Genomic DNA, 20,681 nt, shown 5'->3' on the forward strand with positions numbered 1-20,681 from the left:
GATGATTTGCACAGCCTGTGCAGCAGGCCCGAAAGCTGCTTTCCGCTTGAATACGGCCCGTTTCGCTCTTATAAGGCGGCCCATTCCGAACAATGAGACGTGAACAGGGGTGCCATGGCTGGCCATTCACAGTTTAAAAACATCATGCATCGCAAGGGCCGTCAGGACGCCGTGCGGTCGAAAATGTTCTCCAAGCTGGCGCGCGAAATCACCGTTGCCGCCAAGGCTGGTCTGCCCGACCCGGCGATGAACGCGAGCCTGCGCCTGGCAATCCAGAACGCCAAGGCCCAGTCGATGCCGAAAGACAATATCGACCGTGCCATCAAGAAGGCAGCCGGCAGCGATGGCGAGAACTACGAGCAGATCCGCTACGAAGGCTACGGCCCGGGCGGCACCGCCGTGATCGTCGAGGCGCTGACCGACAACCGCAACCGCACCGCCTCGAATGTCCGCTCGATCTTCACCAAGGCCGGCGGCGCACTCGGCGAAACCGGCTCGGTCTCCTTCTCCTTCGATCACGTCGGCGAAATTACCTACAAGCTTTCGGCAGGCGATGCCGACAAGGTGATGGAAGCTGCGATCGAAGCCGGCGCCGACGACGTCGAGACCGACGAGGAAGGCCACTACATCACGACCGGTTTCGAAAGCCTCGGCGAAGTCGCCAAGGCGCTCGAAGCGACGCTCGGCGAAGCCGAAACCGTCAAGGCCGTCTGGCGTGCCCGGAACAACGTGCCTGTTGATGAGGAAAAGGCCCAGTCGCTCATGAAGATGATCGACAATCTCGAAGACGACGACGACGTCCAGAACGTCTATTCGAACTTCGAAGTCTCCGAAGAAGTGCTTGCCAAGCTTTCGGCTTGATCGGCTCTTCCGAAAAGGCATTCGAAAGGCGGGCTCTGGCCCGCCTTTTTCGTTGCGTCACATGCCGGCTGCCGCACGCATGAAGCTTGCGCGAAAGGCGGCGAGGTCTCCGGCGCTGACATCCGACACCGCCCAGAACACCAGCCCGTTGGCCGACCATTCGGCCATGTTGTAGCCGTCGTGTTCACTGTCCGTCTGCCTGCCTGCCGTCTGCGGCCAGACGAAGAGATTGATGACGTGGCCGTTGCGCCGGTAGACGAGCGCGGCGACCACGCGCCCGCCGATGTAATCGACACGCCCGCCCACCAGTGGGAAACCATCCTTGGCAAGATCATTGACCGGCGGCGAGAAGTCGATACGGCCGTTGAACCAGGGTTTGACCGTATGCTGGTTCGAGGTCTGCACATCGACGAGGTGATCGGCCAGCATCGACTGGACATGGCTAGCGAGCAGCTGGTCCTGAATGCCGAGTTCTGGCGCCGGTGCGTTGACGAACAGCATGGCGCTCGCGGCCAATGCCGCCAGCGACGGCACGAAGCTCCAGTCGCGCACGAAGCGGAAGAAGCGGCTCCATGGGGATGCCGTCTCGACGCGCCTTTGCGCCTGAAGGCCCGCGGCCTGCTCCCGCGAGAGCGCCGTCAGCACCTGCGCGCGCACCTCTTCCGGCATCTTGAAGCGCACGCCATCCCGCCCGATCCGTTGCCGCACCCCACGCACCCTTTCCATCTCCGCCCGGCAATCCGGGCACCCCGCAAGATGAGCCTCCAGTTCCGCTGCGCGCACCAGATCGAGCTCGCCATCGATGAAGGCATGCAGCACCGGTCCCCACTGGTCGCAGCCCTGTTTCGGCGTATCGCTCATGCCCCGACCCCGCCATTTTCGAACGCATCCCAGGCTTCGCCGAATTCGCGCCGCGCGCGGGCGATGCGGGACATGACGGTGCCGATCGGCACGTCGATAACCTCGGCGATCTGTTTGTAGGAAAGCTCCTCCAGTTCGCGCAGCACCAGGATCTCGCGCATCGCTTCCGGCAGCATGGCGATGACATGGCGTACGCGTGAGGACTCGCTCTCGCGGATCATCGCCGTCTCCGCCGTATCGTCATCGGCAGCAATCTCGTGCGCCGGACTTTCGCTCCCGGCATTGCCATCGAGCGGCGTCTCGAAACGCGCCTTGCGCCGCCCCTGCTGCTGCCAGGCGAGATGGCAATTGCGGACGATCGAAAACACCCAGGCCCTGGGATCGCCGCCCCGATATGTCTCAAAACTGCGATAGGCCCGCAGGAACGCATCCTGCACGATATCCTGCGCCGCATCCTGGTCCCGGCTGAGGAAACGCGCGAAATTATAGGCGGCATCCATGTGCGGCAGGATGCTCTGCTGGAAGCGCAGCGTCTGGTCGGCCTGCAGCGGCTGGGCAGCCCGGGCGCGCCCCTGATCGCGGGCCATCTCCATATAGCCGACGAGGACCGACGCGGCCTCGACAAACAGCCGGCTGACAAGCCCGGCCAGCGAACGCGAGCGGCGCCGCCACCGCAGGACGGCCTCGGCCAGCTGGTCATCGAATGGAATGGGGTCGGCAATACTGACTTGGGTCATCACGTCCCCTGCGGCTGCAGCCCAGCCGACTCTAATCCTCAGGGCGCCCTGCAGGCAACGCGACCCTTTATCGACTAGATCGATGAGGGCGCCGTTTTATTCCCTCCCGGCTGTATTTTTTCGCGCAATTTCCGCCGCGATAAAAATAGCCGATTTCTTTCAACGGCTTGATGAGAAGGTTCCTGGCATCAGGGAATAAGCGTGCAGCCACTCAGGTCTAGTTCTGCAGCGGGGACGTCGAACCTATCCCGATCCCGCTGAGACAACGGACAAGCCAGAGGAGGCATCCCCATGTTCGAAATGTCACGCCGTACGCTGCTCGGTTCGGCCGCCGCGGCAGCCGCATTCGGCCTCGCGTCGAAGCTCGAATTCGTACCCCCGGCCTTCGCCGCATCGGCAGACGAACCGGCCACCGGTTTCTACCGCTATAAGGTCGGCGATATCGAAGTGACCGCCATCTATGACGGCATCTGGCGCAAGCCGCACGATCCCGCCTTCATCAAGGACGTCTCGGTCGACGAGACCAAGCAGGCGCTGGCCGCCGCCCATCTGCCGACCGATTTCATGCCGATCCCGCTGACGGTCGTCGTGCTGAAGGTCGGCGGCCGGCTGATCATGATGGATGCCGGTTCCGGTGTCGGCCAGTGGCAGGCCAATGCCACCCACCTGCCCGGCAACATGGCGGCCGCAGGCATCGACTACCGGAAGATCGACACCGTGATGATCTCGCATTTCCACCCTGACCACGTCTGGGGCTTGATGGAAAAGGGTTCCAACGCACCTGTTTTCCCGAATGCCGAGCTCGTCGTTCATTCCGCCGAGTATAACTGGTGGACCGATCCCGGCCGGGTCGACAAGCTTCCCGAGGGCCGCAAGGGCGCCGGAAAGCGGATCGCCGAAGTCTTCCCGAAATGGAAGAACTGGAAGCTGGTCGAGGACGGCGCGGAAGTGGCACCCGGCATCGAGCTGATTTCGGCGCCTGGCCATACGCCGGGACATTCGACCTATCTGGTCAACTCGGGAAACAGCCAGCTGCTGGTTTCCGCCGACATCATGTATGTGCCGGCACTGCTCGCCCCGCATCCGGAATGGCAGGGCAGCTACGATCAGGACGGGCCGCTTGCCATCACCAGCCGCCGCAAGCTGATCGATCGCGTCATCGCCGACAAGATCGCCATCTGCGGCTCGCACTTCCCCTTCCCCGGCTCCGGCAGCTTCGTCAAGGACGGAAACGCCTATGCCTTCACACCGACAAGCCAGGCCTGACGCCTGAGGAGATAACGGTCATGAAACGCTCGTTCACCAGCTACGCCGTTCTCGGCGTCATGGGCTTCTGCGCCCTTTCCGCAGCCGGTTCCGCAATGTCGGCGCTGACGGCAATGCCCGCCTATGCGGTCGACAACATGGAAACCGGCGATGGCCCGGATCTCACCTCCGTCCGCGCCAAGATCGCCGCCAAGGACTATCAGGCGGCACTCACGGAACTCCGCGGCCTCGCCGAGGATAACCAGCAGGCCGACGTCTACAATCTGCTCGGCTACACACTGCGCATGACCGGCGACTACGAAACGTCGCTGACCTACTACACCAAGGCGCTCGAGCTGCAGCCGGATCACAAGGCGGCACACGAATATCTCGGCGAGCTCTACCTGCAGACCGGCAAACCGGACAAGGCGAACGAACAGCTCGCGTCGCTGAAGCAGCTTTGCCCGGCCGGCTGCGAGGAGCTCGAAGACCTACAAGAGGCAATCGCCGCACGGGGCGGCAACTGATGGCGATTGCCCCGGGGCGGGCGGCGCTGCCGCTCGCCCTGCTCACCCAAGGAGATGATCATGGAACACTCCCTCCCCCGATCCGCCGGCGCAAGTACGGTGCTGCTTGGCGGACGCCTGCTGCTATCGGCGATCTTTCTGCATGAGGGCGCAACGCTGGCGCTGAATTTCAACGCCACCGCCCAGGCCTTCGCCAGGCTCGGTCTCGAACTGCCCGTCGCCATCGGCGTCATCCTGCTGCAGCTTGCGGCCGGCTTCTCGGTCGCAGCCGGATTGGCAACGCGGCTGGGTGCCGCAGCGCTCGGCACCTTCTGCCTGCTGACGGCCCTGCTTTTCCATACGGATTTCGCCAGCCAGAACGAATTGCTGCATTTCGAGAAGGACTTCGCCATCGCCGGCGGCATGTTCGTGCTGGCAATATCGGGTGCCGGCGCGCTGTCGATCGACGCAGTGCTGAAGCGAAACTGCGCGGCGCCGATTGCCGCGCTGCTGTGATCTGGATCAAAGCGGTTCACAGCTCCGTGAACCGCCGCCTGTTTTTAAGGAAGCGGTAACGCTGCCGCCCTTCAATGCCCCTGCCTCCAGCCGGTCTGTCTCAGGCCAGCGTCCTTCACACCATCGGCGGGGAAATGCCATGAAGAAACTTGCTCTCGTTCTCTCCTTTTCGTTGCTCGGCGCTTTCGCCGCGCAAGCGCAGCCTTCGATGGTCAAGCGCTTCAACGATTGGGGCGTCTATTCCTACAAGGCCAACGGCCAGACCGTCTGTTACCTGCTGACGGTGCCGACCGGGCAGACGCCTGCAAACGTCAGCCACGGCAACAACTTCTTCATGGTCGGCCCTGGCGCCTCGGGCCAGTTCGAGCCGCAGGCGCGCATGGGCTACGAGCTGAAGGACAGTTCGCGCGTCAAGGTCCGCATCGGCGACCAGACCTTCTGGATGTTCACCCGCGAGAACGCTGCCTGGATGCAGCACGAGGAGCGTGAGCCGGAGATGATCCGCGCCATGCGCGGCGGCAGCGAGATGGTTCTGGAGGCGACCTCCAGCCGCGGCACCGATACGAGCTACACCTATTCCCTCGACGGCATCACCGCCGCGCTGAAGCAGGTCAGCAAGTGCAACTGACGTGGGCAATCCCTTGCGTCTCTGCCGCACCAGCCGGCTTCTAGCCCTCGCCTGCTGCCTCCTTGTGCCGCTGATGGCCAGCGAGGCATCCGCGATCCCCGACACCGCAGCAAAAGGCCGGGAGACCGGCCTGCCGGTTCCCCGCTTCGTCTCACTGAAATCGGGCAATGCCCGCATGCGCATCGGCCCGTCGCTCGATTACGGCACCAAGTGGATCTATGTGAAATCGGGACTGCCGCTGGAGATCACCGCCGAATACGACAACTGGCGCCAAGTGCGCGATAGCGACGGCATCTCGGGCTGGATGCACCGCGCACTGCTCTCGTCACGCCGGACCGCCGTCATCGGTCCCTGGCTGAAACAGCCGGCCAGCCTGCATAAGGCGGCGCGCGAAAGCTCGGCGGTCTCCGCCGAGCTGATGGCCCGCGTCCTCGTTCATATCAAGAGCTGCGACGGAAGCTGGTGCGCCATCGATCTGCCGCACCAGGATCTTTCCGGCTTCATCGAACAGGCATCCCTCTGGGGCGTCTATCCCGGCGAGACGATTGGCGATTAGGCGGCCGCGCTCATGAAGCTGCCGAGGCCGGCGAACAGCTCGACCGATTTCAGCCTGGCCTCGATATCGTGGATCGGCATGGAGATGATCAGCTCGTCGGCCTCGGTCTCCTTGAGGAATTCCTTGAGCTTCGCCTCCGCCGTCTGCGGCGAACCGACAACGGCGTAGCGCAGCGTATGCTCGACATTGAGCTTCTCCATCGGCGACCAGAAGCTCTCCATATCCTTCACCGGCTTCGGGAACTGGCCGCGCACATTGCGCCTCAGATTGACGAACTGCTGCTGCGCCGAGGTGAAATGGTACTCGGCTTCCTCATCGGTCGGCGCCACCGATCCCATGACACCCGCCATCACATAAGGCTGATCGAGAACGGCCGACGGCTGGAACTTGCTGCGATAGATATCGATCGCATCGAGCAGCGAATCCGGCGCGAAATGCGATGCGAAAGCATAGGGCAGACCGAGCATGGCCGCGAGCTGGGCGCTGTAGAGGCTCGAACCGAGCAGCCAGATCGGCACATGCGTGCGATTGCCGGGAACGGCGAGGATCGCCTGGTTCTCGACCGGCTCGCCGAGCAGCTGCTGCAGCTCGACGACATCATGCGGGAAGCTCTGGGCACCGGCATCGAGATTGCGCCGCAGCGCCTGGGCGGTGCGCATATCCGTGCCCGGCGCACGCCCGAGGCCAAGATCGACGCGGCCCGGGAAGAGCGCTGCCAGCGTGCCGAACTGCTCGGCAATGACGAGCGGCGAATGGTTCGGCAGCATGATGCCACCCGACCCGATGCGGATCGTCTTCGTCGCCGCGCCGACATGGCCGATCACAACCGCTGTCGCAGCACTCGCGATACCCGGCATGCCGTGATGCTCGGCAAGCCAGAAGCGTTTGTATCCATATTCCTCCGCCTTCTGCGCCATCCGGGCAGAACCGGCGAGAGATTGGCTGACGGTCGTGCCTTCTGGAACGGGCGAGAGATCGAGGATGGAAAAGGGAATCATGAAAACCTGCCGGTCGGGAATGTGGGGTTACCGGCTATGTAGGTGGTGAGGGCGCCGCATCCAAACCCCGCGGCGAAGAAAAAGGATTGGTTGCTTGGTCAGCAAGGACGCTGAGGTGTCAGCAAGATCAGGGTCCCACATGTCTGCTGGCGGCCCATTGCAGTCGATGATGGGACGGTGGGGCATCGCTATCGAGCCAAGGAGTTCGTGCTCGTTGGCACAAGCACGAAATAGGCGTCCTCGACTGGATAGTCGCTTATGTAAGAAGATGCCTTGCATGCACTGGATGACAGATCGGCGGCGGACGGCGGAGACGAAGGATCATAGGACCAGTTGGCGTAGGCGTGGCTGTAATACTTTTCTGGCCCATTTAGGACGTCACCGCCTAGAATGATGTAGTTTGCGTCACGAAGCTGGCCAACAGCAGTGATAGCCTGCTCCTTGGTCAGGGCCCAGTTGTGGTGCTCGGGTCCCAGCCACGCGCCTGCCGAGAGAATTGCATCTGCTTCTGCGGAATAAACGATTGGCAACCCGGTTCCTCCTGCGGATGATGGATCGGTGTATAGTCGCGATCAGCGGCGTTCAGAGCGTCGCCTGCCTCGATTGGCGATCTGCTATCCAGGATTTACTGAACCACGCCGAAAGCATCGTTGTCGAAGTCAGTCGATCGTGAGCTGACGCCGCCCCCAGCCCGATGAATCAAATCTTCGATTTGATAGTCCACGCGTAGATACATCACAGAAGATCTATTGAGGCGGTCCTCGTCGACTGGCTTCGCCTCCGCCTCTGCATAACCCTGACATTGATCTGCCGCCAATCTCTCGGAGAGGCGTCTGAGCTCTCTAACGTTGTTCTCTTTCATTTTTGAGTAAGCCACTACGTCGCGCTCACATTGCTCGGTCGCATTCCATCCCAGTGAGCCGGAGGCGTCGAAGTGATAGCGCATCAGGCGAATATTTCTGGTTTCCTTTCCCAGAACCTCCGGCTCTCCCCAGTATTTGAGGATAGTGCGCTTCCACTTCCGGATGTTCGGAATAAGGTCGCCTTTAAATTGCGTCGATCTTCGGAGGGCATAGAGTTTTCCTCCAGTTGCCGGTGATGTGAAATACAGGCTGTAACTTTCGGAATTGTCGTATCCACCCGCTGCGTAAGATCTGTCCAAGAAAACAGCTCCTTCGAAGCTTTGTGCTTGGTCATCTGGAACTTTGTCTACGGGTTGAGCGGGGTCCAACGGGATACGGACGGCGTCGCGCTTCCATTCCTTGAAGTTCTTCGCGATTAGGCTCTCCACTTCAAACTTCGTCATACCAAGATGAAAATCCTCGGAGGGAACGAAACGGTGTACGAAGCGAAGATCATCGCTATCGTAATCGGAATCGAAAGCTTGGGCTGGGAGGTCTGTTGCAAGAATCGCTACGGTGAAAACAAGACATTTGACGATAATCGATCGCATAAGAATCTCGAAGAGAGGAACGCACAGAGGTTGCGCATCAGCTGATTTCTTGTCAACCGCCCGCCGAAGAGCTATCAGGCAGCACCGCGCATTGCCGTTCGATGATGGGGCGATGGGTCTGCTATCGGCCCTAAGCGGTCACTCCGTGAAACCGCGGATCAGCCCAAGTAAGCACCACCTACTATTACATATCTGCTTTGCATAATCGGAAGTAGGCGCTTACCCGATATGGGATCATAAGGAGCGCAGCTGATACACAAAGAGTTTCTAGTATGGATTGGGTCCCGGTAGTCTTCGTTACGTTCAAGGTTCTTGCGCTCGGAACGGCCATGTTCTTTGCCATCAAGTGGCATTACGATCGAGCGGAGAAGGGCGAGAGGCGTGCGGTACTGCGGACGGGCGGCATGATGGCTGCAGTCTTCGCGGTAGCGGTAATCGGCGTAGGGCTCGCCGCCTTCGTGCTGAGCAAGAAGCTCGGTCTGGACTTGAGCCTCTGATTATCAGGTGCGCGGCACCGGGTGCTCCCTGATGCCGGCGCTGCAAGCGACTCCAAATCCACATTCGCGGCAGGAGTCGCCTGACCTTTGCAGGCGTTACGAAGCCCGGCGATGCCGGAGCACATGTACTTCCGCGCTTTGCTGATGATGGCCCTGCGGCAGCGTGAAGTTGCCGAGCTGACGGTCCATCTCCAGCGCTTCGCTGGCGAGGCGATGGATCGCCGCCGTGCTTTCCTCGACCATCGCCGCATTCTGCTGCGTCATCGAATCCAGTTCGGCCACCGCGCTGTTGATCTGGCGCAGTGTATCGGCCTCTTCGCGGGTCGATTCCATGATCTCGTGGATCTGGCCGTTGATCGCCTCGACATGGCTGCCGATGCCGGTGAGCGCGACGCCCGCCCGCTCGACCAGCGACACGCCGCTTTCGACCTCATGCGTCGACTTCTGCAGCAGGCTGGCGATTTCCTTAGCCGCGCTCGACGAGCGCTGCGCCAGTTCGCGGACTTCCATGGCGACGACGGCAAAGCCCTTGCCGGATTCACCGGCGCGCGCAGCCTCGACACCGGCATTCAGCGCCAGGAGGTTGGTCTGGAAGGCGATCTCGTCGATCACCGAGATGATCGAGTTGATCTGGCGCGATGAGGCCTGGATGGCTTCCATCGCCGCAATGGTCTCGCGCATGATGTCGCTGGAGCCCGAGGTTTCCTTCTTGGCGTCACGGGCGATCCGCTCGGCCTGTTCGGCACGCTCGATCTGGATGCGGACAGACTGGGTGATCGCATCGATCGCATTGGCGGTCTCGGTGATCGAGGCAGCCTGGCGCTCGGTGCGGCCGGCAAGATCGTCGGCGCCGTTGCGCATCTCTTCCGAGCCGGAGCGGACGGCCATCGAGTTTCCGCCGATCGCCGTCATCGTTTCGCTGAGCGTCGCGAGCGCCTCGTTGAAATTGACGCGCAGGCCTTCGAGCTCGCCCGGGAAACGGGTGTCGATCTGATAAGCGAGATTGCCATGCGCCAGATGATGCAGGCCCTCGTCGAGCGCCTGGACGACATCCTGCAGGCTCTTCGCCTCGGCTTCGCGCTGCATCAGGTTTTCCTGACGCTCGCGCTCCGCCAGTGAACGAGTCTCCGCGCTTGCGGCTTCCAGCTCGCGGCTATCGAGCAGCGACTGCTTGAAGCGCGCCAGCGCCTTGGCCATCGTGCCGATCTCGTCATGGCGGTTCTGGCTGCCGATCTCGGTATCGAGCTTGCCGTCGGCGACATCGCGGGTATTGCCGGCGAGACGGGCAAGCGGCGAGAAGAGGAGCTTGGTGATCAGGCCGGTGGCGATCGCCATGACGACGAGTGCGCCGAGGCCGATCATCGTCAGCAGCGTGGCAATCTCGATGGAGCCGGCATTCAACTCGCTGAGGCGGACGCTCTCGACCACCAGGAACCGGTCGCCGTGATAGTCGATACCGCGGACATAGGCACGCGCCGTACCGTCGCTGCGGGCGAAATCATCGACCGTCATGCCCTGGCTGTTGGCGAGCGCATCCGGAATGAAGGTGAAGGCGGCGGTGTCGAGTGTCGCGAGCTTGCCCTCGGCATTGAGACCGATCGCGGAACCATCCGACGAGATGATCGCGGCCTGTGCCGTGCTGCCGGAAACGATGCCCTTCGACAGGATGCTGGAGACGATATCGTCACGCACCTTGAAAAGAATGATGCCCTTGGCCTGGCCGAGCTTGACGATCGGCACGGCATAGAAGATCGCCGACTTGCCGGCATCGACCCGCAGGCCGGAGAAAGCCGTCGGCGCGGAATCGTCGGTTGCCTTCGCGGTATTCTCGACGGCCTTCGCATAGGCAATACCCGCGCCGGTCGCCTTCCAGGCGTCGGACTTCAGGTTTTCGGCGAAATTGTCGTCCTTCTTGTAGGAATAGAGAACGGAGCCATCCATGTCGGTGATCAGCAGATCGCTGAAGGCGGTGTTTTCGAGATCGCGGGCGACTTCGCCCTGCGTCTTCTCATGGTTCGAATAATAGAACCCGCTCGGACCCTCAGGCTTCAGCAGCTTCTCGCGCTGGTCGGCCGGGTTCGGGTTGTTGGTGATGAAGACCTTCTTCAGCTCGGCGCGGGCATCGCCCGAGGACTTCTCGATGGTCTTCCAGCCGCTCTTCAGGCTGGTGATCGACATCTGCAGCGCCTCGATGCGCGCAATCGAATTCGCCTGGTTTTCGAGCTGCTCCAACTGATCCTGCAGCATGTCGCCGCGGAAGATGAGCACGCTCTCCTTCGCCTTCAGCGCCTGATCGTCGGAAATGCGGCTGCTGGCAAAATAGCCGAGCACGCTGATGGTGCTGACGGCAAGCGCCGTGAGCAGAATGAATGTCGCGATAACTTTAAAGGAAAGAGACTGAAATCTCTGCGCCATGAACTAGAACCCTTCCGGAGCGGTTTGCCTGGCTTTTCGCAGCTGGCTTGACCGAAAACAGAACATCGGGGGCCTTGACCTTCCGAAAAAGCGGCCCCTCTCACATTTGATGGATTAGATTTCAGACAACTGATTTAATTCGCAGTAAACAGCGCCACGCAAAACCTCAGATGTTTTTGTTTTGTTCACATATCGATGGCAGATATTTTGCAACTGCAATATGGTGAGCCATGCAAAACACGATTCGCATCATCGGCATCGATCCTGGCCTGCGTCGCACGGGATGGGGTGTTATCGACACGCTGGGCAATTCGCTGCGCTTCGTCGCCTCCGGCACGGTCACATCGGACGGCGACATGGACCTCGCCTCACGCCTCTGCCAGCTGCATGACGGGCTCGCCGAAATCGTCCACAGCTACAAGCCGGACGAAGCCGCCGTCGAACAGACCTTCGTCAACAAGGACGCCGTCGCCACGCTGAAGCTCGGTCAGGCCCGCGGCATCGCCATGCTGGTTCCCGCCCGCGCCGGCCTGCCCGTCGCCGAATACGCCCCGAACGCCGTGAAGAAAGCCGTCATCGGCGTCGGCCACGGCGAGAAACAGCAGATCCACATGATGCTGAAGATCCTGATGCCGAAGGTGGAATTCAAGGGCAACGACGCCGCCGACGCACTCGCCATCGCCATCTGCCACGCCCACAACCGCGGCGGCACCCGGATGCGGATGGCGGCGCTGGCGGGATGATTTGTTCTTGACTTGTTCCTCATACGCCTCTAGGTATTACCTGAGAGGTATTACCATGCGCGTGACGGAAAAAGGTCAGGTGACCATCCCGAAAGACATTCGCGACCACCTGGGCATCAGCCCGGGCTCCGAGGTCGAATTCATCGCCGGCGACAATGCCGCCACCCTCGTCAAGGTCAAGGGAAGTGAACCGGATACGCGCGGCTTCGATGAGTGGGCCGCCGATGTCGAAGGCACTCTTGATCTCGAAGGCATGACGACCGACGAATATATGGAATGGATCAGGGGGCCGCGTGACGATCTCGACCGTCATTGATACCAACGTCCTGATCGATGTTCTCGGACCGCAGACCGCCCTCAGACCCTGGTCGATCAAGGCACTCAAGCGATGTGCCGGTGAAGGCCCATTGATATTGACACCGATCGTATGGGCCGAGCTGGCCGCGACGTCAGCAGCAGAAGAGAAGCTGTTGAGGGCGCTGTCCTGGCTGGGCCTCGTGCGGCAGGAACTGCCTTTCGAGGCGGCGTTTCGCGCGGGTAAGGCGCATCGGCGCTATCGCGATGCTGGTGGACAGCGGGATCGAACCCTTCCTGATTTTCTGGTCGGAGCCCATGCGGAATGGGGCCGCCACCGGCTGCTGACGCGTGACGGCGCGCGCTACCGTTCCTACTTCCCGGCGCTCGACCTCATTTCTCCCGAAACCCATCCCTGACGGACGTATCATGATCGGAAAGCTGAAAGGCACTGTTGAGGAAATCGGCGACGACTATGTGCTCGTCGATGTGCACGGCGTCTGCTACGTCGCCTATTGCTCCGGCCGCACGCTCTCGAAGATCGGCTCGGTCGGCGAGGCCTGCGTGCTCTTCATCGAGACCTATGTGCGCGAGGACCAGCTGAAGCTATTCGGCTTCATGAGCGTGCTCGAGCGCGAGTGGTTCAACCTGTTGCAGAGCGTCCAGGGCGTCGGCGCCAAGGTGGCGCTGGCCGTACTTTCGACCCTGACGCCGGCCGAGCTCGCGAACGCTATTGCCTTGCAGGACAAGACCGCCGTCTCCCGCGCCCAGGGCGTCGGCCCAAAGGTGGCCGTGCGCATCGTCACCGAGCTCAAGAACAAGGCGCCCGCCTATGCCGGCGAGGCGATCAACATGGGCCTCAAGCAGGAGATCGGCGAAGGCGTCGCCTCCGCCCCGGTCGCAGACGCCGTCTCGGCGCTCACCAATCTCGGCTACTCGCGCGATCAGGCGGCGAACGCCGTTGCGGCCGCAATGAAAACGGCGGGTGATGGCGCTGACAGCGCCAAGCTGATCCGGTTGGGGCTGAAGGAATTGTCGCGATGAATTCCGACATTTTTGATATTGGCAGAAAATTCGAGTATTGTCTGACGACTTGAATGGAAGTGGACGATGACCGTTTGGGAAGCGACGATATCGGCAAAAGGGCAAGTGACGATCCCGAAGGAGATGCGGGAAGCGCTTGATCTGCGGCCCGGCGACCAGCTCATCTATAGCGTCGTCGACGGCGAGGTGATCATCACGCCGAAGAACGTCGACTTCAAGGATCTCGCAGGCCTGCTGGGATCACCGCCAAACGGTCCCGCAACGCTGGATGAGATCGACGCTGCCGTCCTGAAGGCCGCGGGAACCAACGCCGCCGACACCAAAGACACTGACAGCTCCGACGTCGCCGCATGAAGAAGATTGGGCTCGACACCAATATCGTCATCCGGCTTTTGACCAATGACGACGAGCAACAGAGGCGCGCCGCCCTGCGCTTTGCCGAAGGCATGGGCCGGGATTTCGAAGGTTTCCTGCCGCTGGTCGCCGTGCTCGAATTGGATTGGGCGCTCCGCGCCAGACTTGGCTTTCAGAAGCAGGATGCGGTCCTGGCCATTCGCAAGCTGCTGCAGACCCGCGGCCTCGTCGTCGAGCACCATGAACTCGTCGTCAAGGCGCTCCGGCTGGTCGCCAGCGAGAACGCCGACCTTGCCGATGCCCTCATTGCCGCCCGCTCGCTCGCAGCGGGCTGTGAATCGATCAAGACCTTCGATAAAAAGGCCGCATCGCGCGTCCCCGGAATGGAACTACTTGCATGAGTGAAGAAACCCGCCTGATATCGCCGGAGAAGCGGGGCGAAGACCTGGATGTGACGCTGCGCCCGCAGTCGTTGGACGAATTTACCGGCCAGGCGGAAGCGCGCGCCAATCTGAAAATCTTCATCGAGGCCGCCAAGAACCGTGGCGAGGCGCTGGATCACGTGCTCTTCGTCGGCCCGCCCGGCCTCGGCAAGACGACGCTGGCGCAGATCATGGCGAAGGAACTCGGCGTCAACTTCCGCTCGACCTCTGGTCCTGTTATCGCCAAGGCCGGCGATCTTGCGGCGCTGCTCACCAATCTCGAAGAGCGCGACGTGCTCTTCATCGACGAAATCCACCGCCTCAACCCGGCCGTCGAGGAAATCCTCTATCCGGCGATGGAGGACTTCCAGCTCGACCTGATCATCGGCGAAGGCCCCGCCGCCCGCTCGGTGAAGATCGATCTGTCGAAATTCACGCTGGTTGCCGCCACAACCCGTCTCGGCCTGCTGACGACGCCGCTGCGCGATCGCTTCGGCATCCCGGTTCGCCTCTCCTTCTATACGGTCGAGGAACTGGAACTGATCGTGCGCCGCGGCGCGCGGCTGATGAACCTGCCGATGACCGATGAGGGCGCCCGCGAAATCGCCCGGCGCGCCCGTGGCACGCCGCGCATCGCCGGCCGCCTGCTGCGCCGCGTGCGCGATTTCGCCGAGGTCGCCAGGGCAGAAGCCGTCACCCGCGAGATCGCCGATGAGGCGCTCACCCGCCTGCTCGTCGACAATGTCGGTCTCGACCAGCTCGACAAGCGCTATCTGAACATGATCGCCGTCAATTTCGGCGGCGGCCCGGTCGGCATCGAAACCATCGCCGCCGGTCTCTCCGAGCCGCGCGATGCGATCGAGGACATCATCGAGCCCTACATGATCCAGCAGGGCTTCATCCAGCGCACGCCGCGCGGCCGCGTCCTCACGGCTACGGCCTGGAAGCACCTGGGCATGCAGCCGCCGAAGGATCTCGAAGCGGCGCAATTCCGCCTCTTCCAGGGCGATGAGTGAGAGCACCATGCCCAAGAGAACGATGATCCGGCTGAATGGACCTGCCGGGCGTTTCAACTACCGCATTGCCGGGCTCGCCTTTCGCGAGGGCCATGTGCTGGTGCATCGCGCCGTCCATGAGCCGTTCTGGACCTTTCCCGGCGGCCGCGCCGAGATCGGCGAGACGTCCGAGGAGACGCTGAAGCGTGAGATGGTCGAGGAGCTCGGCGTTTCCGTCGAGGTCGGGCGCCTTCTCTGGATCATCGAGAACTTCTTCCATTATGAAAAGCGCGACTGGCACGAGCTGGGCTTCTATTACCTGATGGAGGTTCCCGAGAGCTTCCCCTTCCGTCCCCACGACATCGTCCACCAGCTCGAAGACGGCAAGGACGTCCTCGAATTCAAGTGGGTACCCGCGACCAAGGAAGCGCTGAAGGCTCTCGACATTCCTCCCTATTTCATCGCCGACGAGATCGAGCATCTGCCGGCAACGACGCGGCACGTTGTCTGGCGCGACGGCGATCTCGATCGCGACATCTGAGGGAACCCCGCACCGCCTTGCGCATTGCCACTCCGAAAGGAGATCGCCATGCAAAAATACCGGACTGGCGCGAGCGTCGAATGGAAGTGGGGCACGGGCACGGGAACCGGAAAGATCAGGCAGAGCTTTACCGATGACGTCGAGCGGACCATCGAAGGCGCCGTCATCAAGAGGAAGGCGAGCCCGGAGGAGCCGGCCTACCTGATCGAACAGGAGGATGGCGGCCGGGTGCTGAAAAGCCATTCCGAGCTGCATAGACACGGCTGACGGCGGCGCGCCCGCATGATCCAGCCATTAGGAGGACATGCCATGACCGGTTTCGACCCCTGCCGGATGTTCCGAAAGCTTGCCTATAACAATGCGCTCGCCAATCTGCGGCTGAGCAACGCCTGTCTGCTGCTGCAGCCCGGTGAATTCGAGGCGCATCGTACCAGCTTCTTCCCATCGATCCGGATGACCATGAACCATATCCTCACGGTCGACTGGTTCTATGTCGACACGCTGGAGGGCGGCACGCTGGGGCCAAAGGCCTGGGAAGTGGAAGAGCCGTTCACGGCGCTGGAAGCGCTGATTGCGGAACAGCGCAAGGTCGACGGGCGCCTCGTCATTCTCTGCGAAAAGCTGACGCCGGACGCCTTGGCTGCCACTGTGCAGCTCCACCGGACAGGGCGCATTCAGGAAGAGCGGGCAGACGATGTGCTGAGCCATCTCTTCCAGCACCAGACCCATCACAGGGGCCAGGTCCACGCCATGCTGGCGGGCTCCAGCGTCAAGCCACCGCAGCTCGATGAATTCATCGTCGATGACGACGCCCGCTTCCGGGGCGGCGAGATCGCCGCCCTCGGCTGGAGCGAAGAGAAGTTGATGCGTTAATCGTTGAGACGCGACTTCAGCGCATCGACGATCGTCTTGGTCAGCAGGTCGTAGTTCTCATCGAAGTGATGGTCGCCCGGCAACTCGACCACGGAGGCACCGCTGTCCTTCAGATCGGGGCAGGCCACCTCGTCGTCATCGTCATTGCCGTAGATGCACTGCACGAGCTTCGGATCGACATCCTTGAGATCGGCAACGGGGTCGCCACCGGCGCCCTCAGTCTTCTGGCCGAGCCAGCCCATGACCGAGATCACGTAATCGACCTCATGCGAAAGCGACAGCAGCGAGATCTGCACGATCGAAGATTTCTCGGCCGGCTTCAGCAGCTTGTAGGTGGCGGGCACCACGTCGGCGCCGAAGGAATAGCCGATCAGCAGCACATGCTTGACGTTCCACTGCTTGCGGTAGAGGTCAATGATCTTGCCGAGATCGTCGGCCGTCTCTTGCGGCTTCCGCTCCGACCAGAAATAATGCAGCGAGTCGATACCGACGACCGGGATGCCTTCCTTCTGCAGCTTGCTGCCGACTTCCTTGTCGATATCGCGCCAGCCGCCGTCACCGGAATAGATGACCGCCATCGTATCCATCGCCGGCTTGGCGTCGAGAACCGAAAGCGGCAGGCCGAGCGGATTGTCGGAGCTTCCGGCTTCGTCCATCAGTTGGTCCAGCGTATCCGAGAGCGTCGTCTGCGCATCGTCGTCCGCGTCGCGGATATCGATCTTCGGATGGATCTTCTTCAGCTCTTCCACATGTTCGCGGCCGTCCTTCGGCGCTGCCGATGTGAAGGCGGCGATGATCGGGTCGGGCAGGCTGCCGTCGGAGAGGCCGTAGATCATCCGGTCGCCGACCGTCTTCTTGCTGGCCGGGGTGCAAAGCTGCTGGGTCAGCGGGATACCGGCAACCGGATCGATCGCCAGCGTCTGACCGATCGTCGCATCCGGGGTCTGCGCGGCAATCGCCAGCGCCAGCGCTCCGCCCTCGCCGATACCGGCAATGATAGGCAGATGATAGGCGCTGTTACCGGCGGCGCGCTGAACCTGCTGGCTGAGCGACTCGATATCCGAGACGAGATAGATGCAGCCATCGTTGTCGCTGACATCGTATTTGCGCAGCGCATCAATGTAGGAGGTGAAATCGACGCCGATCACGACAGCGCCGGCGTCCACCAGCTTGTCAGCCTCGGCCTTTTCGTTGTCGCCCCAGCCTGCGCCGTCCGAAATCAGCATCACGGCACCCTTCACATCGCCCTTCGGCAGGAAGATGTGCGGCGACGGAATGAGGCCGGTCTCGAAATCCTGGTTGGTTTCATCCGCGGCAAATGCCGGGAATGCCAGCGCCGTGGCGCAAGCAGCTGCGAGGAGATATTTTCTGATCATTTCCTGACGACTCCCTTCAATCCGCCCCCGATGAGAAAGGTCGCGTCCATCAACGCGATCATCGGATTGCCCCCTCCTGAAACCGCAAGATAGCGCGGTTGCCAGTGCGGATGAAACTTTGATTTGAATGCCCGAAGGCCTTTGAAATTGTAGAAGCGCTCGCCGTGTTCGAAGACGGTGCTGCCGATACGGTCCCATACCGGGGCCGTTTCGCGCTTCGACATGCCCGAAAGCGGTGCCATGCCGAGGTTGAAGTGCTTGTAGCCCTCGGCTCTGAGATATTCCATGATCTGTACGAAGAGGAAGTCCATCGAGCCCTTCGGCGCTTCCGGCGAGAAGCGCATCAGGTCGATCGTGCCCTCGGACTTGGTTTCGGTAACGAGGATATTGGCGAAGGCAACGATCTTACCGTCCTTCTTCAACACGCCGACCGGCTGCGAATTGACATAGTCGGGCTCGAAAGCGCCGAGCGAGAAGCCCTTCTCCTTGGCATTGTGGTCTTCGAGCCAGGAGCTGGAGACCACCGAGAGATCACCGAGAATGGCCGGTACGCCGTCGGCGGGAATGACTTCGAAGCTCAGGCCATCGCGCTGGGCGCGGCTTGCCGTCTGGCGAAGGTTCGCCCACTTGCCGCCCTTCATCTCGAAGGCGCCGAGATCGGCAACGGCGAGCTCGCCGAGCTTGAAGGCCCGCAGGCCCGCATCGGCGCAGTGCGACAGCAGCCCCGGAGAGATCTGGTAGAACACCGCGCGGCAGCCCGCGGCGCGCGCCGCCTCCACAAAGCTCCAGACGAGTTCCGGGATCGCATGCCGCTCGCCGACCGGATCGAACAGCGCGATCCAGGAGCGGCCCTGGCGGCCGTACATGATGAAAGCATCGCCCTTCTCGGAGAACATGATGCTCTTGTCGGCCATGCGAACGAGATTGGCGTCGGCATAGTCCTGCGCCTTGACGATATCGACGGCGCGCTGCAGCGCCTCTTCTGTCGCCGGTTCCGGCCGGAAGGTCGCCGGGCGCAGCAGGCTGAAGATCGCGATCGCCGAGGAGATGATGGTGATGCCGAGCACGGCGCGCAGGCCGCGCGGCGCTTCGGCGGCAAATTCGAACTGCCACCAGAGCTCGTTGCTGTACTCCACGTCGCGATAGACGAACAGCAGGATGACGACCGCGCCGACACAGATGACGGCAATCGCCATCAGCCAGGCCGCCGTCAGCGTCTGGTTGAGAAGCGAGGCATGGCGGGTGAAGAGCCGGCGGCTGACGAACAGGCTGAAGATCAGGATCGCCAGGAAGATCGCCTCGACAAGCGCGATCGCCTTCAGGAGCGACAGCGCCAGCGCCAGCACGGCCGAGACCACCGAGACCAGCCAGGCGCCGTCGAGACGTTGGCCAAGACCGCGGGCGGCGACAACGAGCGCCAGGCCGAACAGGCTCGACAGGAAATGCGCGCCTTCGACGATCGGCAGCGGCAGGTAATTGGCCAGGAATTCGAGGTTTTCGTCTGGCGTCGGCGTGACGCTCGAGAAGATCAGCATGACGCCGAGGATCAGTGCGAAGGCCGATAACAGCTGCGGCGTCAGGCGTCCGCCGATGCGACGGATGCTCGATGCGGCCGGATGATCGACGAAGCGGCGAAGCTCGGTCAGCGATACCGCAAGCACCGCGATCAGCAGCGGCAGGACGTGATAGATCAGACGGTAGAGAACCAGCGAGCCGAGAACGGCATCGATATTCACCGCGCTGCCGAGCGAGGCGATGATGACAGTCTCGAAAACGCCGAGACCGGCCGGAACGTGGCTGAGAACACCGAGACCGACGGCGATCGCATAGACCGCCAGGAAAACCGGCCAGCTGATCGCCGTCTGCGGCAGGAGAACGTAGAGAACGGTCGCCGACGCCGCGATATCGAAGGCGGTGACGAGGAACTGGCGCGACCAAGTGCGCGAATCCGGCAGGCGGACAGCGATCGGGCCAAGATTAACGGCCCGGCCATCACGCCCGAGATAGACGACGAACCCGAGCCCCGCCAGGATCGCACCGGCGATAATCCGCAAAAGCAGCGCATTGGTATTGATCAGCGGCCCGATTTCGTCGGCGATGATCATCAGCGCGATCGCCGCGACACTGGCCAGACCGAGACCGAAGGACAGCGTCACGAAGGCGATGACCCGGCCAATATCTTCAGGCGTGAGGCCGAGGCGCGAATAGGCGCGGTAACGGATCGCGCCGCCGCTGAGTGCGCCGAAACCGGCGGTATTGCCAACCGCATAGGCGCTGAACGCCGTCAGCGCCACATGCGGAAAGGGCAGCTTCTTGCCGATATAGTCGATGGCGTTCAAATCATAGAAGATCAGCGCGAAGAAGCTGAGACCGGTGAAGAGAAGCGCGAGAAGGATCGAGCTGACACGAGTATCGGCAAGCGCTTCGACGACGTCGTCATAGCGTACTTCATCCGTAAGCTGCATGATGGCATAGCCGACCATGCAGAACAGGACCAGCGTCGCGGCTGCCACGAGCTGCGTGCGATATCGCCGGAGAAAGCCGCGAAACCCACCGGCCTCTTCGCTTTCCATCTCTTCCAGACTGTTCTGACTCGCCATGTTACCCCTGCCGATCGCCAGCGTGGCGTGAATCGTTCGGCAAAGCACTAGCATATGCTGCAGGCAAGCTCTATCAGCCCCCGCAAGCTCTACCCAACCGCCGCCGAGCGCGCCTCATCGGCTTGAATTGGGGCAAAATTAGCGCCGCCAAACGCAAGGCGGCATT

24 protein-coding genes are annotated in these 20,681 nt (G+C 61.9%); 17 read left to right on the forward strand and 7 right to left on the reverse strand.

Annotated elements, in window-relative coordinates; genetic code table 11:
- Positions 1-114 precede the first annotated feature (114 nt).
- Positions 115-861, forward strand: coding sequence for a YebC/PmpR family DNA-binding transcriptional regulator (locus ACQZ5H_RS12880; RefSeq protein ID WP_449097947.1), 747 nt, complete (start codon positions 115-117; stop codon positions 859-861).
- A 57-nt stretch (positions 862-918) separates the two neighbouring features.
- Here ACQZ5H_RS12880 and ACQZ5H_RS12885 read toward each other — a convergent pair whose 3' ends face one another.
- Positions 919-1,722, reverse strand: coding sequence for an anti-sigma factor family protein (locus tag ACQZ5H_RS12885; RefSeq protein ID WP_449097948.1), 804 nt, complete (start codon positions 1,720-1,722; stop codon positions 919-921).
- A complete protein-coding gene (locus ACQZ5H_RS12890) occupies positions 1,719-2,459 on the reverse strand; it encodes a sigma-70 family RNA polymerase sigma factor (RefSeq protein WP_449097949.1) in 741 nt (246 codons plus the stop codon). Before ACQZ5H_RS12890 ends, ACQZ5H_RS12885 begins: the two co-directional genes overlap by 4 nt.
- A gap of 291 nt (positions 2,460-2,750) precedes the next feature.
- On the opposite strand from ACQZ5H_RS12890, the gene ACQZ5H_RS12895 reads away from it, so the two are divergent.
- The 5 genes from ACQZ5H_RS12895 (at position 2,751) to ACQZ5H_RS12915 (ending at position 5,910) form a co-directional block, all read left to right on the forward strand.
- Positions 2,751-3,725, forward strand: coding sequence for an MBL fold metallo-hydrolase (locus ACQZ5H_RS12895; RefSeq protein WP_203428091.1), 975 nt, complete (start codon positions 2,751-2,753; stop codon positions 3,723-3,725).
- A gap of 20 nt (positions 3,726-3,745) precedes the next feature.
- Positions 3,746-4,231, forward strand: a complete 486-nt coding sequence (locus tag ACQZ5H_RS12900; protein WP_112718849.1) for a tetratricopeptide repeat protein — start codon at positions 3,746-3,748, stop codon at positions 4,229-4,231.
- Between the two features lie 60 nt (positions 4,232-4,291).
- Positions 4,292-4,726, forward strand: a complete 435-nt coding sequence (locus ACQZ5H_RS12905) for a DoxX family protein (RefSeq protein ID WP_449097950.1) — start codon at positions 4,292-4,294, stop codon at positions 4,724-4,726.
- Between the two features lie 139 nt (positions 4,727-4,865).
- A complete protein-coding gene (locus ACQZ5H_RS12910) occupies positions 4,866-5,354 on the forward strand; it encodes an invasion associated locus B family protein (protein ID WP_130281973.1) in 489 nt (162 codons plus the stop codon).
- A 73-nt stretch (positions 5,355-5,427) separates the two neighbouring features.
- Positions 5,428-5,910 carry an SH3 domain-containing protein gene (locus ACQZ5H_RS12915; protein ID WP_449097951.1) on the forward strand — a complete coding sequence of 161 codons (483 nt, stop codon included), beginning with the start codon at positions 5,428-5,430 and terminating at the stop codon, positions 5,908-5,910.
- Here the strand turns inward: ACQZ5H_RS12915 and ACQZ5H_RS12920 are convergent.
- Positions 5,907-6,908 carry an LLM class flavin-dependent oxidoreductase gene (locus tag ACQZ5H_RS12920; protein WP_449097952.1) on the reverse strand — a complete coding sequence of 334 codons (1,002 nt, stop codon included), beginning with the start codon at positions 6,906-6,908 and terminating at the stop codon, positions 5,907-5,909. The genes ACQZ5H_RS12915 and ACQZ5H_RS12920 overlap by 4 nt on opposite strands.
- Before the next feature lie 625 nt (positions 6,909-7,533).
- Positions 7,534-8,361: a hypothetical protein gene (locus ACQZ5H_RS12925; RefSeq protein WP_199629918.1), complete on the reverse strand. Its 828-nt coding sequence runs from the start codon at positions 8,359-8,361 to the stop codon at positions 7,534-7,536.
- Between the two features lie 272 nt (positions 8,362-8,633).
- On the opposite strand from ACQZ5H_RS12925, the gene ACQZ5H_RS12930 reads away from it, so the two are divergent.
- The gene (locus tag ACQZ5H_RS12930) at positions 8,634-8,858 is read left to right on the forward strand and encodes a hypothetical protein (RefSeq protein ID WP_130281979.1); all 225 of its coding nucleotides are present in this window, start codon (positions 8,634-8,636) and stop codon (positions 8,856-8,858) included.
- A gap of 96 nt (positions 8,859-8,954) precedes the next feature.
- Here the strand turns inward: ACQZ5H_RS12930 and ACQZ5H_RS12935 are convergent, their stop codons facing one another.
- Positions 8,955-11,273, reverse strand: a complete 2,319-nt coding sequence (locus ACQZ5H_RS12935) for a methyl-accepting chemotaxis protein (RefSeq protein ID WP_449097953.1) — start codon at positions 11,271-11,273, stop codon at positions 8,955-8,957.
- A gap of 230 nt (positions 11,274-11,503) precedes the next feature.
- Here ACQZ5H_RS12935 and ruvC point away from each other — a divergent pair, with 230 nt between their 5' ends.
- The 10 genes from ruvC (at position 11,504) to ACQZ5H_RS12985 (ending at position 16,539) form a co-directional block, all read left to right on the forward strand.
- On the forward strand, positions 11,504-12,016 hold the full coding sequence (gene ruvC / locus ACQZ5H_RS12940) for a crossover junction endodeoxyribonuclease RuvC (protein ID WP_025555429.1): 513 nt from the start codon (positions 11,504-11,506) through the stop codon (positions 12,014-12,016).
- A 55-nt stretch (positions 12,017-12,071) separates the two neighbouring features.
- Positions 12,072-12,332, forward strand: a complete 261-nt coding sequence (locus ACQZ5H_RS12945; protein WP_449097954.1) for an AbrB/MazE/SpoVT family DNA-binding domain-containing protein — start codon at positions 12,072-12,074, stop codon at positions 12,330-12,332.
- Complete coding sequence (locus tag ACQZ5H_RS12950) at positions 12,310-12,729, forward strand: type II toxin-antitoxin system VapC family toxin (RefSeq protein ID WP_203428086.1); 420 nt, start codon at positions 12,310-12,312, stop codon at positions 12,727-12,729. The genes ACQZ5H_RS12945 and ACQZ5H_RS12950 overlap by 23 nt, the downstream gene beginning before the upstream one ends.
- A 10-nt stretch (positions 12,730-12,739) precedes the next feature.
- The gene (ruvA, locus tag ACQZ5H_RS12955; RefSeq protein ID WP_449097955.1) at positions 12,740-13,354 is read left to right on the forward strand and encodes a Holliday junction branch migration protein RuvA; all 615 of its coding nucleotides are present in this window, start codon (positions 12,740-12,742) and stop codon (positions 13,352-13,354) included.
- 66 nt (positions 13,355-13,420) lie between these two features.
- Entirely contained in the window at positions 13,421-13,708 is a 288-nt protein-coding gene (locus ACQZ5H_RS12960) for an AbrB/MazE/SpoVT family DNA-binding domain-containing protein (RefSeq protein ID WP_413710211.1), read from the forward strand.
- Positions 13,705-14,109, forward strand: coding sequence for a PIN domain-containing protein (locus ACQZ5H_RS12965; protein WP_199629912.1), 405 nt, complete (start codon positions 13,705-13,707; stop codon positions 14,107-14,109). Before ACQZ5H_RS12960 ends, ACQZ5H_RS12965 begins: the two co-directional genes overlap by 4 nt.
- Positions 14,106-15,146, forward strand: a complete 1,041-nt coding sequence (ruvB, locus tag ACQZ5H_RS12970) for a Holliday junction branch migration DNA helicase RuvB (RefSeq protein WP_025555435.1) — start codon at positions 14,106-14,108, stop codon at positions 15,144-15,146. The genes ACQZ5H_RS12965 and ruvB overlap by 4 nt, the downstream gene beginning before the upstream one ends.
- Before the next feature lie 7 nt (positions 15,147-15,153).
- The gene (locus ACQZ5H_RS12975; RefSeq protein WP_449097956.1) at positions 15,154-15,666 is read left to right on the forward strand and encodes an NUDIX hydrolase; all 513 of its coding nucleotides are present in this window, start codon (positions 15,154-15,156) and stop codon (positions 15,664-15,666) included.
- Positions 15,667-15,714: 48 nt separating this feature from the next.
- The gene (locus ACQZ5H_RS12980; RefSeq protein ID WP_413710213.1) at positions 15,715-15,933 is read left to right on the forward strand and encodes a hypervirulence associated TUDOR domain-containing protein; all 219 of its coding nucleotides are present in this window, start codon (positions 15,715-15,717) and stop codon (positions 15,931-15,933) included.
- 42 nt (positions 15,934-15,975) lie between these two features.
- Positions 15,976-16,539 carry a DinB family protein gene (locus tag ACQZ5H_RS12985; protein ID WP_449097957.1) on the forward strand — a complete coding sequence of 188 codons (564 nt, stop codon included), beginning with the start codon at positions 15,976-15,978 and terminating at the stop codon, positions 16,537-16,539.
- On the opposite strand, the gene ACQZ5H_RS12990 is transcribed toward ACQZ5H_RS12985, so the two are convergent.
- Together ACQZ5H_RS12990 and mprF are read right to left on the reverse strand one after the other, a co-directional pair.
- Entirely contained in the window at positions 16,536-17,915 is a 1,380-nt protein-coding gene (locus ACQZ5H_RS12990) for a virulence factor family protein (RefSeq protein WP_025555438.1), read from the reverse strand. The two genes, ACQZ5H_RS12985 and ACQZ5H_RS12990, sit on opposite strands and share 4 nt — an antisense overlap.
- Positions 17,912-20,515, reverse strand: a complete 2,604-nt coding sequence (gene mprF, locus ACQZ5H_RS12995; protein WP_449097958.1) for a bifunctional lysylphosphatidylglycerol flippase/synthetase MprF — start codon at positions 20,513-20,515, stop codon at positions 17,912-17,914. The genes ACQZ5H_RS12990 and mprF overlap by 4 nt, the downstream gene beginning before the upstream one ends.
- Between the last annotated feature and the right edge of the window lie 166 nt (positions 20,516-20,681).

This window comes from Rhizobium sp. 21-4511-3d, assembly GCF_053522545.1.